Annotated in this window: 10 protein-coding genes; 5 read left to right on the top strand and 5 right to left on the bottom strand. The window is 67.5% G+C overall.

Annotation, left to right across the window (positions count from 1 at the left end; translation table 11 throughout):
• Entirely contained in the window at positions 1–585 is a 585-nt protein-coding gene (locus A7X12_RS04960) for a thymidine kinase (protein WP_064310684.1), read from the top strand.
• An 82-nt stretch (positions 586–667) separates the two neighbouring features.
• Here the strand turns inward: A7X12_RS04960 and A7X12_RS04955 are convergent, their stop codons facing one another.
• The gene (locus tag A7X12_RS04955; RefSeq protein ID WP_064310520.1) at positions 668–2932 is read right to left on the bottom strand and encodes a TonB-dependent receptor; all 2265 of its coding nucleotides are present in this window, start codon (positions 2930–2932) and stop codon (positions 668–670) included.
• Positions 2933–3141: 209 nt separating this feature from the next.
• Here A7X12_RS04955 and truB point away from each other — a divergent pair, with 209 nt between their 5' ends.
• From truB to A7X12_RS04935, 4 genes are all read left to right on the top strand, one after another.
• On the top strand, positions 3142–4143 hold the full coding sequence (truB, locus tag A7X12_RS04950) for a tRNA pseudouridine(55) synthase TruB (RefSeq protein ID WP_064310519.1): 1002 nt from the start codon (positions 3142–3144) through the stop codon (positions 4141–4143).
• A gap of 22 nt (positions 4144–4165) precedes the next feature.
• Entirely contained in the window at positions 4166–4435 is a 270-nt protein-coding gene (gene rpsO / locus A7X12_RS04945) for a 30S ribosomal protein S15 (RefSeq protein ID WP_010544825.1), read from the top strand.
• A gap of 182 nt (positions 4436–4617) precedes the next feature.
• Positions 4618–6972: a polyribonucleotide nucleotidyltransferase gene (gene pnp, locus A7X12_RS04940; RefSeq protein ID WP_064310518.1), complete on the top strand. Its 2355-nt coding sequence runs from the start codon at positions 4618–4620 to the stop codon at positions 6970–6972.
• A gap of 162 nt (positions 6973–7134) precedes the next feature.
• On the top strand, positions 7135–7569 hold the full coding sequence (locus A7X12_RS04935) for a hemerythrin domain-containing protein (protein WP_232318365.1): 435 nt from the start codon (positions 7135–7137) through the stop codon (positions 7567–7569).
• A 1-nt stretch (position 7570) separates the two neighbouring features.
• Here the strand turns inward: A7X12_RS04935 and smc are convergent, their stop codons facing one another.
• The 4 genes from smc to A7X12_RS04915 are packed head-to-tail and all read right to left on the bottom strand — an operon-like array spanning position 7571 to position 13013.
• Complete coding sequence (smc, locus tag A7X12_RS04930) at positions 7571–10978, bottom strand: chromosome segregation protein SMC (protein WP_064310516.1); 3408 nt, start codon at positions 10976–10978, stop codon at positions 7571–7573.
• Between the two features lie 10 nt (positions 10979–10988).
• Positions 10989–11756 (bottom strand): thioredoxin domain-containing protein, encoded by a 768-nt coding sequence (locus A7X12_RS04925; RefSeq protein ID WP_064310515.1) that lies wholly within the window; start codon positions 11754–11756, stop codon positions 10989–10991.
• A gap of 23 nt (positions 11757–11779) precedes the next feature.
• Entirely contained in the window at positions 11780–12475 is a 696-nt protein-coding gene (locus tag A7X12_RS04920; RefSeq protein ID WP_064310514.1) for a DsbA family protein, read from the bottom strand.
• A 1-nt stretch (position 12476) separates the two neighbouring features.
• Complete coding sequence (locus A7X12_RS04915) at positions 12477–13013, bottom strand: DUF721 domain-containing protein (protein WP_064310513.1); 537 nt, start codon at positions 13011–13013, stop codon at positions 12477–12479.
• Position 13014: the final 1 nt, after the last annotated feature.

The following is a 13014-nucleotide window of genomic DNA, read 5'->3' as shown; positions in this document are numbered from 1 at the left end:
ATGGCCAAGCTCTATTTCTACTATGCCTCGATGAATGCGGGCAAATCGACCACGTTGCTGCAGGCCGATTTCAACTATCGCGAGCGCGGCATGCGGACCCTGCTGTTCACCGCCGGCGTGCACGATCGCGGCGGGCACGGGGTGATCGACTCGCGGCTCGGCATCCATGCCGAAGCCATTCCCTTCGACGGCACCACCGATCTGCGCACCGTCGTCCAGGACGCGCATTTCGCATCGCCGCTCGCCTGCGTGCTGGTCGACGAGGCGCAGTTCCTCTCTGCCGCGCAGGTGCGCCAGCTTGCCGCCGTGTGCGACGAGGACGAGATTCCCGTGCTCTGCTACGGGCTGCGCACCGATTTTCGCGGCGTGCTGTTCGAGGGCGCGGCGGCGCTGCTGGCGATCGCGGACTCGCTGGTCGAGATCAAATCGGTCTGCGAATGCGGGCGCAAGGCGACGATGAACCTGCGCGTCGACGCCGAGGGCAGGGCCGTGCGCGAGGGCGAGCAGCGCGAGATCGGCGGCAATGATCGCTATGTCGCGCTCTGCCGTCGCCATTTCGTCGAGCGGCGCGGCGCGATCGGCTGACGCGAAAAGGGCGCCGCAGGTTGCCCCGCGACGCCCTTGGAACCGAAGTGCGCGGCCGGGAGCCAACCCACCGCGCGTTCGATCAGAAGTGGAACCGGATCTCGCCGCCGATGATGCGCGGCTCGTTGATCATGCCGGTCAGGTTGTTGAAGTCGATCGCGCTCTGCGCGCGGATCTGGTTCAGGATATTGCGGGCGAACGCCGCCACCTCATACCCTTCCGGCGCACGATAGCCGATGCGCAGGCCGCCCTCGAGCAGCGCACGCCCGCGGAACTCCTTGGCCTCGTAGAGGAAGTAGTTGATCTCGCTGCGATAGGCCCAGTCGGTATAGACATAGACTTCGCCGCCGTTCGCCAGCGGCACGCCGTAGCGGGCGGTGGCGTTCAGCACGAAGCGCGGCGCCTGGGGCAGGCGGTTGCCGTCGATCAGGGCCACGCGCTGGCCGCCGATGGTCGTGGTCGGATCGGTGACGGTGCACAGCGCGCCGCACACGCCGACCGCAAGCTTCGGGTCGCGGATCTGGGTGAAGTTGTAGCTGCCGCTGGCGGTCAGCTCCAGGCCGCGCACCGGGCGATAGCCGAACTCGGCCTCGACGCCGTAGCCGTTGACGTGATCAGCCGAGAGCAGCCGGGTCGAGTTCGTCGCGCCGCCCACGGCGGTCAGCTGCAGGTCGTCGGTGCGGAACCAGTAGCCGGTCAGCGCATAGTTCAGCCCCTTGGCCGGGAACGCGCCCTTCACGCCGGCTTCGGCCGATTTGGTGAACTGCTTGCCCGCCGTGGTCGGCACCGAGCCGAAGGTCACGCGGTCCTGGATCGCCGGGCCGAGATAACCGGTGGCGAAGCGCGCATAGACGTTGACGTCGGGAGTCAGCGCATAGGTGGCGCTGGCATCCCAGGTCACCGCCTCGCCCTTCACCTTGGTCTGCACCGGCAGCGTCAGGCCGCCGGTCAACGGGCCGAAGCCGGTGATCACGTCGTTCTTGCGGTCATGCGAATAGCGCACGCCGGCGCGCAGGGTGAGCGCGTCGGTCGCCTTGTACTCGCCCGAGGCGAACACGCCGATATTCTCGTTGATGTTGACGTGGCCGATATTCTGGTTCTGCGCGCCGCCGCCCAGCGGATAGCCATATTCGCTGTAGTTGAGGTTCTGGTCGAAATAATAGAGACCGGCTTGGCCGCGGAAGGCGCCGAACTGGTCGGTCGCGAAACGCAGTTCCTGGCTGAACTCCTTGGGCTGGGTGATGCCGCCGGTGTTCGACGGGAAGGCCGCGTTGTTCAGCCCCAGCGCGACGGCGGGATAGGTATCGCCGCCGTCGACGTCGCCGGTGCTCTGCACCTTGGCGCGCTCATAGGCGGTCACCGAATAGAGCGTGCCGATCCCGTCGAAATGATAGTCGAGCTGGACGCTGCCGCCCCACTGCTCCAGCCACTGGCTGGTATAGCCGTCGAGACGGACATGCTTGGGGTCGAAACCGGCCGAGAAGTTGTTCGAGCCCCGCTGGAACAGGCCTGCACGGAACACGCGCGGCGTGCCTTCGAGGTCGCGGCCATGGACGTTGATCAGCGCGTTGAAGTCGCCATTGGTATAGGCGAGCTGCACGCGACCGGCACGATCGGTATAGCCTTCGAGCTTGCGGTTGGCGACGCTGAGCGTGCTGGTGGTGTCGTTCACCACCCAGTTGTCGCGATGCTGGACGAGGCCCGAGACGCGCAGGCTGAAGCCGCCGCCGAGCGGGGCGTTGAGCGCGAGGTCGGCGTTAACCGTGTTGTAGGTCGCCCAGCTGACGCTGCCCTGCGCTTCGTACTTGTCGGTCGGGCGCTGCGATTCGAGCTTCACCACACCGGCCGGCGTGTTGCGGCCGAACAGCGTGCCCTGCGGTCCGCGCAGCACCTCGACGCGGGCGAGGTCGAACACCGGGAATGCCTTCAGCATCGGGTTCTCGAGCGCGACATTGTCGTACACCACCGACACCGGCTGCGCGGCGTTGGGGTCGAAGTCGGTGTTGCCGAGGCCGCGAATGTAGAAGCGCGGGAAGGTGCGGCCGAACGAGCTTTCGATCTGCAGGCTGGGGGTGCGCGATGCGAGGAAGCGGATGTCGAGCCCCGAGGAGTTCAGCACGTCGAGCTTTTCTCCGCTTATCGCGGTGACGGCGACGGGCACATCCTTGGCGGCTTCGGTGCGGCGCTGGGCGGTAACGACGATCTCGCCGGTCTGCGGCACGGTCTCGTCGGGCTGGGCGCCCTGTACCGATGCGGGGGTTTCATTAGCGTTGGCAGCGAATGCGGACGGCGTCGTAAGAGCGGCGCTGCCGAGCAGCAGAACGCGAAGAAGCGTGGCGTTGGTCATGGCGGAATCGAGTCCCCGTAAAAAGATGGCTCGTCCTCTCCAGTGCGGAGTCGCGATCGTTTCTTTTCAATGTCGCTGATATTTCGCGCGCCTGTAGCGGAACCGTCATGTGCAGCAAGCGTTTCGGGCGCCGTCCGGCGAGTTTGCTTGGCGGTGTTGCAATAATGTCGTGATTTGCGCGGGCTGCGAAGGCCACCTATGGCGCGGCGATGCACGGCTGGATCATCCTCGACAAACCTTTGGGCCTCGGCTCGACGCAAGGCGTGAGCGCGGTCAAGCGCGCGCTGCGCGAGGGCGGCTATGCCAAGGTGAAGGTGGGCCATGGCGGCACGCTGGATCCGCTCGCCACCGGCGTGCTGCCGATCGCGCTGGGCGAGGCGACCAAGCTCGCGGGCCGCATGCTCGACAGCGACAAGGTGTATGATTTCACCATCCGGTTCGGCGTGGAGACGGATACGCTGGACGCCGAGGGGAAGGTGATTGCGACGTCCGAGGTTCGGCCGACGCTGGCGCAGCTCGAGGGGGTAGTGCCGCGCTTCACCGGGCCGATCGAGCAGGTGCCGCCGGCCTATTCGGCGCTGAAGGTGGATGGCGAGCGGGCGTACGACCTGGCGCGCGCCGGCGAGGCGGTGGTGCTGAAAAGCCGGGCGGTGACGATTTACGGCCTCACTTTATCCTCCCCCGTCAGGGGGAGGTGTCAGGCGCAGCCTGACGGAGGGGGAGGAAGCGATGGATCTTCAGCGGCAGGGAGTCCTCCCTCTCCGTCCGCCTCCGGCGGCCACCTCCCCCTGGCGGGGGAGGATCGGCTTTCGGACATCACCCTGCGCGCGCACGTCTCCAAGGGCACCTACATCCGCAGCCTTGCGCGCGACATCGCCCAGGCGCTTGGCACCGTCGGCCACGTCACCTATCTCCGTCGTATCAAGGCGGGCCCCTTCACCCTGGACCAGGCGATTTCGCTGGACTCTTTGGCGGATGCCGCTAAGGAGCGGCGCCTTGAAGACATTTGCCTGCCGCTGAGGGCGGGGCTGGACGACATCCCGGCTCTACCCCTCACCCCCGATCAGGCAGGGCTGCTCCGTCAGGGGCGGGTCTTGGTCGGGATTGCCGTTCATGATGGCCTCCATTTCGCGCTGCTCGGCGATACGCCGATAGCGCTGGTAGAGGCGGAAGCCGGAAGCATCCGGGTCGTGCGCGGCTTCAACCTGTAGCTTAGATGTCGAAGGAAACGCCATGTCGATCACGCAGGAGCGCAAGGAAGCGCTCGTCAAGGAACACGCCCGCAACGAGGGCGATACCGGCAGCCCCGAAGTGCAGGTCGCGATCCTCTCGGAGCGCATCGCCAACCTCACCGAGCACTTCAAGACCCACGCGAAGGACAATCACTCGCGCCGCGGTCTGCTGATGCTGGTCAACAAGCGCCGCAGCCTGCTGGACTATCTGAAGAAGAAGGACCAGGCGCGCTACGCAGATCTCATCGCGAAGCTCGGTCTTCGCAAGTAACACGGAAAGGCGACCTTCGGGTCGCCTTTTTGTCATTCCGGTGCGATAACGCATCGGCGGTCCCCGGCGAAAGGCGCCGGGATCGAAACGGGGGATCCGGCAATACGGTCGGTCCCACGAGCCACATACGGCTCACGCATAGGCCCCCCGCGTGATTGGCACCGGGGAGTGAAGGAAACGACATGTTCGACAAGAAGACTGTATCGATCGAGTGGGGCGGCAAGACGCTGACTCTCGAAACGGGCAAGGTTGCCCGCCAGGCCGACGGCGCGGTGATCGCGACCCTCGGCGAAACCGTGGTGCTGTGCGCGGTCACCGCCGCCAAGAGCGTGAAGGAAGGCCAGGACTTCTTCCCGCTGACCGTCCACTACCAGGAAAAATTCTCGGCCGCCGGTCGCATCCCGGGCGGCTTCTTCAAGCGCGAGCGCGGCGCCACCGAGAAGGAGACGCTCGTCTCCCGCCTCATCGACCGCCCGATCCGCCCGCTGTTCCCGGAAGGCTTCTACAACGAAGTCAACGCCATCGCCCAGGTGCTGAGCTATGACGGCGAGAACGAGCCCGACATCCTGTCGATGATCGCGGCCTCGGCAGCGCTCACGCTCTCGGGCGTGCCGTTCATGGGCCCGATCGGCGCCGCCCGCGTCGGTTACCTCAACGGCGAGTATATCCTGAACCCGACCGACGCGCAGGTTGCCGAGGGCGATCTCGATCTCGTCGTCGCCGCTACCTATGACGCGGTGATGATGGTCGAATCCGAAGCCAAGGAGCTTTCGGAAGAGGTCATGCTCGGCGCCGTGCTGTTCGCGCACGATGCCTGCCGCGAGATCGTCAAGGCGATCGTTAAGCTCGCCGAGCAGGCCGCCAAGGAGCCTTGGGAAATGGCGTCGTCGAACGACAACGCCAAGATCAAGGACAAGCTCAAGAAGCTGATCGGCAAGGACATCGCCGCCGCCTACAAGCTGACCGACAAGTCGGCCCGCTCGAACGCGCTGAACGAGGCGCGTGCCAAGGCGAAGGCGCAGTTCACCGAGGAAGGTCTGAGCCCGCAGGACGTCATGGCCGGCATCAAGCTGACCAAGAAGCTGGAAGCCGAGATCGTCCGCACCGCCATCCTCAAGGACGGCAAGCGCATCGACGGCCGCACCACCACGCAGATCCGCCCGATCGAGGCGGAGACGCACTTCCTCCCGCGCGCGCACGGCTCGGCGCTGTTCACCCGCGGCGAGACCCAGACCATCGCCACCTGCACCCTCGGCACCAAGGATGCCGAGCAGATGATCGATGGCCTGAACGGCCTCAGCTACCAGAACTTCATGCTGCACTATAACTTCCCGCCCTATTCGGTCGGCGAAGTGGGCCGCTTCGGCGCGCCGGGCCGTCGCGAAGTCGGCCATGGCAAGCTGGCATGGCGCGCGCTGCACCCGGTGCTGCCCGCCAAGGAAGACTTCCCCTACACGATCCGCCTGACCAGCGACATTACCGAGTCGAACGGCTCGTCGTCGATGGCGTCGGTGTGCGGCGGCAGCCTCGCGATGATGGACGCCGGCGTGCCGATCAAGCGTCCGGTCTCGGGCATCGCCATGGGCCTGATCCTCGAGGGCAAGGACTATGCGATCCTGTCCGACATCCTGGGGGACGAAGATCACCTGGGCGACATGGACTTCAAGGTCGCCGGCACGTCCGAGGGCATCACCACGATGCAGATGGACATCAAGATCGCCGGCATCACCAAGGAGATCTTCGAGGCGGCGCTCAACCAGGCCAAGGCCGGTCGCGCGCACATCCTGGGCGAGATGAACAAGGCGCTGGGCGAAGTCCGCTCGGAGCTGTCCGCGCACGCGCCGCGCATCGAGACCTTCACGATCGACAAGTCGAAGATCCGCGAAGTGATCGGCACCGGCGGCAAGGTGATCCGCGAGATCGTCGCCACCACCGGCGCCAAGGTCGACATCGACGACGAGGGCGTAATCAAGGTCAGCTCGTCGGATCCGGCGCAGATCGAAGCCGCGATCAAGTGGATCAAGGGCCTGGTCGAGGAAGCCGAAGTCGGCAAGATCTACAACGGCAAGGTCGTCAACCTCGTCGATTTCGGTGCGTTCGTGAACTTCATGGGCGGCAAGGACGGTCTCGTCCACGTCTCGGAGATCAAGAACGAGCGCGTCGAGAAGGTCTCGGACGTCCTGAGCGAAGGCCAGGAAGTCAAGGTCAAGGTCCTCGAGATCGATCCGCGCGGCAAGGTGCGCCTGTCGATGCGCGTCGTCGACCAGGAAACCGGTGCCGAGCTGGAAGACTCGCGCCCCGCACGTGAAGCCCGCGAACCGCGCGGCGACCGTGGGGATCGCGGCGACCGCGGCGATCGTGGCGGCGACCGCCGTCGCGAAGGCGGCCGTGGCGGCGAGCGCGGTGGTGAGCGCGGCGAGCGTGGCCCCCGTCGCGACCGTGGCGACAAGCCGCGCAGCGGTGGTCGCGAAGGCGGCAAGGATGAGGGCGGCGAAGACATCGGCCTGCCCGCGTTCCTGACCGGTGATCGCGACTGATCGCACGCGTTCCGCGCAAGAAAGGAAGGGGTTCGGCACTGCCGGGCCCCTTTTTTCTTGAAACTGATTCTCGGGTTCCACTTTCCCGCCAATCGCGCTAGAAACGAGACGGGGGATCAGGAAGCGGAGTTTCGCAACGGCGCGATGTGAGGGCGGATAATCATGGCTACGACGACGATCGCGGAACTGCGGCGCGATCACGAGATGATCGATATTCTCGCGCGACGCCTTTCCGGACTGCTTGAGAGCGACGCCTCTCCGGTCGACCTCTCCAATGCGCTCGATCATCTGCTCAACTGCGTGGCAGAGCATCTCGCACGCGAGGACACGGCCATCTACGCGCTGGCCCTATCCGCCAAGCCCGGCATTTCACGCGCCAAGGTCGATCAGGTCCGCGACGAGTTCGAGCGGCTGAAGGCCCATTGGCAGGACTATCTGCAGTTCTGGACGCCCGCACAGATCGCCGCCGATCGCGCCGGATTCGCGACCGCCAGCCGCGCGCTGCTGCCGCGTCTGCGTAACCGGGTGAAGCTGGAGGAAAGCCTGCTCGTGGCCTCGGCGCTGCAAAGCGAACCGAGTCTGCAGGTCCGCCACTAGGCTATTCGGCGGCGAGCAGGCTCGTCGCTCCGCCGAGATCGACCGAGACCAGCCGGCTTACGCCGCGCTCGACCATCGTCACGCCGAACAGCCGGTGCATCCGCGCCATGGTCGCGGCATTGTGGGTGACGATCAGATACCGGGTCGCGGTCTCCCGCGTCATCGCCTCCAGAAGATCGCAGAAGCGATCGACATTGGCGTCGTCGAGCGGCGCGTCGACTTCGTCGAGCACGCAGATCGGCGAGGGTTTGGTGAGGAATAGCGCGAAGATCAGCGCGACTGCGGTCAGCGCCTGCTCGCCGCCCGAGAGCAGGGTGAGCGATTGCAGCTTCTTGCCCGGGGGCTGGGCCATGATTTCCAGCCCGGCCTCCAGCGGATCGTCCGAATCGATGAGGGCCAGATGCGCCTGGCCGCCGTTGAACAGCGTGGTGAACAGCCGGCGGAAATGCTGGTCTACCGCCTCGAACGCGGCGAGCAGCCGCTGGCGCCCCTCGCGGTTGAGCGTGCCGATCGAGCCGCGCAGGCGGTGGACCGCCTGGATCAACTCGTCCCGCTCCTTGGCGTTGGTGCCGAACGACGCTTCCAGCTCGGCAAGTTCGGTCTCTGCCACCAGATTGACCGGCCCCAGCCGCTCGCGATCGGTGCTGAGCCTTTCCAGTGCGGCCGATTCGTCCTGCGGGGTCCGCACGCTCTCAGCCTCGAACTGGAGTCGTACCGGAAGCAGCGGCGGGGGACATTCGAAGCGCTCGCCCGAAACCCGGCCCATTTCCGTCCGGCGCAGGTCCTGGCTCTCCGCCCGGGCGGCGGCGCCCGCCCGGCGCTCGCGCGCCTCTGAAAGAGATTCGCTTGCCTTGCGCATCGCCGCCTCGGCCGAGCGCAGCACCGTGTCGGCCTCGCGCTCTGCAGTCTGGGCGGCGCTCGACTCGCGCTTCGTCGCTTCGTTGGCGGCTTCCGCGTCGGCAAGCTGCGCGGCAAGCTGGGCGGGGCGGCCGGCGATCGTCTCGCGCTCCTGCGCCAATGTCGCGGCGCGCGCATCCATCTCTGTCGTGCGACGGGCTGCGTCGGTGGCCCGGGCGGACCAGCTTTTCGCTTCCGCTGCCGCCGCCGCCAGCCGCTCCCGGGCCTGGGCGAGATCACGGTCGAACGTGGTGCGTTCCGCACGTGCGCTTGCCACGGCGGCGCGTGCGAGGTCCGCGGCACGGGACAATGCCGCCACCTTCGCGCGCGTTTCGGTGCCGTCCGGCAGCGCGGCCTTGGCAGCTTCGGCGCGTGCAAGCTCGGAAGCGGCTTCCGCCGCCTCGTCGGCGATGCGGGTACGCCGCGTCTCGAGGTCGGCACGCTGCGCTTCCAGCCGTTCCAGCTGGACGGCGGCACGGTCTTCGGCGCGGGCAGCCTCGCGCGCGGCAAGGTCCGCCTGGTCGAGCCGCTTGCGGTTCTCCGCGGCGCTGCGGCGTGCCTCGGCGATGGCCGCTTCCGTCCGGCGGAGATCGGCCGCCGCCGTCTCCAGCGCCGCCAGTGCCGCGGGGCGCGCGCGATCCAGCGCGGCGAGCCGATTCACTCGTTCCAGCCGCTCCGCCGCGGCCGCGCCGACCGAACGCGCGCGATACCCATCCCATCGCCGGAGCGTGCCCTGCAGCGTCACCAGTCGTTGTCCGGCGGCTAGCGGAGCGCCGTGGTCGACCTCGCACACCAGAACCTGGGCGAGGCGTCTCGCAAGTTCCGGCGGTGCGGTGACCTGCTCCGCGAGGGGCGCGGTACCCGACGGGGGCAGCGGGTCTTCCGGTGACGGTGCCGCGCCGCCCCAATGGCGTTCGGCGGTGGTGTCGAGGCCCGCGTCGAGATCGTCGCCCAGCGCAGCGGCCAGCGCGCGCTCATAGCCCGCTGCAACCGTCACCCGATCAAGCAGCCGGTCCTTGCCGGCAGGCTTGGTCGCCTTGGCGAGCGCGGTCGCTTCGCTGTCGATCTGGGCAAGCTCGGCATGGGCGGTGGCCCGGGATGCCTGCGCAGTGTTGCGCGCTTCGATTGCCGCGCGTTCGTCGGCGTCGGCGCGGGCAAGGGCGTCGCGGGCCGTGTCGGCCTGGCGCTGTGCGTCCGCGCGCGATTCGGCTGCGCGGAGGCGCGCCGCGAGCAGCGGTTCGGCCTCGCCCAGTGCCCGTGCTTCGGCATCGATGCGCGCCTGGTCGCGCTGGCTGCGTTCCACCCGTCCTTGCGCCGCGACGAGCGCGGCTTCGGCGACGCGCACCTCGGCTGCTTCGCTCGCCTGCTGCGCCACCGCCTGGGAGAGCGCGACTTCGGCGTCGCGGGCAGCGCGTTCCGTTTCCGCCAGCACCGATTCCAGGTGCGGTACGCGAGTCGCGGCCTCGGCGATGCGTGCTTCCAACATTGCCTGTTCCGCCGTCAGTCGTTCGACGGCCTCGGTCGCGTCGCGGGCAAGCGCGGCTTCGCGAAGGCGATCGGTCTCCAGTCTTCGGCTCGCCTCCGCCAGCTCGGCGATCCGTCGTTCCACGCCGTGCCGCGCATTGCGCAATGTCTGGAGACGGTGCTGGGCGTCGCTGGCCGCGTCGCGCAAGCGAAGCGCCTGGGCACGCAACTTGCCCACCATCTCGGCCGCCGCCAGCTGCGCGGCTTCCGCTTCGGCCTGCGCAGCACTGCGCGCCACAACCATGGATTCGGCTTCCGCTGCATCCTTGCGGGCCGCGTCGGCTGCGGCGGCGGCATCGCGCCAGCGGGCGAAGATCATGCGCGCCTCCGCCACCCGGATGCGGTCGGAAAGCGCGCGGTAGCGCTCCGCCTGCCGCGCCTGGCGTTTCAGTGCGGCGGCGCGCTGCTCCTGCTCGCCGATCAGTTCGTCGAGCCGGGTGAGATTGGTTTCGGTGGCGCGCAGCTTCTGCTCGGCATCGCGGCGGCGGACGTGAAGGCCCGCAATTCCTGCCGCTTCCTCCAGCATCGCGCGGCGCTCGCCCGGCTTGGCGGCGATGATCGCGCCGATTCGCCCCTGGCTGACCAGCGCCGGAGAATGCGCGCCGGTCGCGGCATCGGCAAAGGCCAGCGCCACGTCCTTGGCGCGCACGTCGCGGCCGTTGATGCGATAGGCGGATCCGGCGCCGCGCTCGATGCGGCGGATGATCTCCAGCTCGTCCTGCTGCTCGGGCAGATCCGCGACCACCGCCACTTCGGCGAAGTCGCGCTGCGGGCGGGTGGCGGTGCCGGCGAAGATCACGTCTTCCATGCCGCTGCCGCGCATCGATTTCGCGCTGGTCTCGCCCATCACCCAGCGCAGCGCTTCGAGCAGGTTGGACTTGCCGCAGCCATTGGGGCCGACGATGCCCGTCAGCCCCGGTTCGATCCGCAGATCGGCCGGGTCGACGAAGCTCTTGAAGCCCGTCAGCCGCAGCCGTTTTATCTGCACAGCTGGTCGATCAGCGTGCGCCGGCCTTCTGGAGCAGCGGCTCCAGATCGGTCCAGGTGTTCACGTCGGTCTTCTGGCCGTTGATGAAGAAGGTCGGCGTCGAGTTCACGCCATAGACATTGGCGCCGTCGGCATTGACCTTGGCGATCGTCTCGATCTGCTTCTGGTCGGCAAGGCACGCCTTGGCCTGCGCCTCGGGCAGGCCGCGCTGCTTCATGAAGTCGACCATGCCCAGCGCCTGGGCAAAGCCGGCTGCGGCCTGGGGCGGCGGCATCTGCTGGATCTGGTCGAGCACCTGCGGGTTGGTCTGCTGGAGCGCCATGATCTTCTTCTCGAACTCTTCCTGGCCGGCATAGATCTGGTCCAGCGTCGGGAAGAAGGCATCGGTCGGCACGCACTGGTTGAGCAATGCGAGCGCGAGGTCGGGGGCGCCGTGAATCAGGAAGTCGCGATATTCATAGCTGACCTTGCCGGTGGAAATATACTTCTCGCGCAGCGGGCCGACCCCGGTGGTGCCGAACTGGGCGCAGAACGGGCACATGCGCGAGCCATATTCCACCAGCTTGATCGGTGCGTTCGGGTTGCCCTGGCGGAAGCCGTTGTCCTTGGTCTTCTCGACGACATCTGTCCACTGCTTGCCGGCCGGGGCGGGCACGCCGGCAACCGGCGCCGAGGTCTGGACGGGCGCGCTGCTGTTGCCGCCGGTGCCGCCGGCCTTGTTGCCGCCGTTGCAGGCGGCGAGCGCCAGAATGGGAAGGAGCACGAGGGCGAAACGCATGAAAGTCTCCGATTACGAAAGGGTCAGGCGCCGGCGGCGCGCAGTTCGGGCTCGAGATAAGGCCAGGTAAAGGCGCGGACCTTGCGGCCGTTGACGAAGAAGCTCGGCGTGCCGTCGACCTTGTAGAGGTTCGCGCCGTCTGCCTGTGTTTTGGCGACACGGGCGATCGCCTTGGGATCGGCGAGGCACTGGCGGGCCTTGGCCTCGGGCAGGCCCTGCGTCTTGAGGAAGGCGATCATGCCCATGTTCTCGGCGAAGCGCGTGGCCATCTGCGGCGGGGGCAGCTTCTGCCAGGCCTCGATCGTCGCGGGCGCCTTCTCCAGCGCGATCAGCTTTTCTTCGAACTTGGACTGGTTGGCGTAGATCGCGTCGAGCACGGGGAAGAAGCGCTGCGTGCCCACGCACCGGTTGAGCAGGGCGAGCGCGAGATCGGGCGCGCCGTGCACCAGATAGTCGCGATATTCATAGCTCACCTTGCCCGTGGCGATATATTGATCGCGCAGCGGCTTCATGCCCTCGGTGGCGAAGCGACCACAGGTCGGGCAGGTGCGCGAACCATATTCGACCAGCTTTACGGTCGCGTTGGGATTGCCCTGCCGGTAGCCACCCTCTGGCGTCGCGACGACGGTGGTCAGCCAGTTGGCCTGCGGGGCGGGGACGGCACCGAGCGCGAAGAGCGGCACCAGCGCGAGAATCAGGGTGAGGAATCGCTGCATCATCTCAATCGATCCGGCCGAACACCGGCGTTTCGTCCTGCGCCGCGACGCCCGCGGCAAGCGATTCGAGCACCGCGCGCAGTTCCGGGTCGGCGATGCCCCGCAAGCTGTCGCCCATCGCTTCCGACAGCGGCTTGAGGCTGGGGGGGGGCGCCGGCTTGGCTTTCGGCGCGCGCAGGTCGCCGTGGCGGATCGCCAGCTTGGCGACGGCGGGATAGCCGAAAAAGCGGTTCACCCGCTCGATGATCTCGGGCGCGATATGCTGCATCATCGGCGCGAAGGCGCCCGAGACGGTGAGCGCCAGCACGCCTTCCTCGCGCTTGCCGCGCGGGAAGCGAATCGATTCGGGGGCGGAGACGCGGGCATAGCGCTCGCCGACGATCTCGCTCCAGCGGCTGACCACGGCGGACTGGACGAAGCCGAACTTGCGAAAGGCGGCGCCGCCCACGTCCGGCAGCAGCTCGGATACCGCGCGGACGCGGTTCGAGCGCTGCGGCTCGGGGCGCGGCTGGCGGGTGGTGGTACGCGGGGGCTTCGTCATT

The sequence above is a fragment of the Sphingomonas sp. TDK1 genome, assembly GCF_001650735.1.
GTDB lineage: Bacteria > Pseudomonadota > Alphaproteobacteria > Sphingomonadales > Sphingomonadaceae > Sphingomonas.
This window is presented reverse-complemented; position numbering and strand designations above follow the sequence as displayed.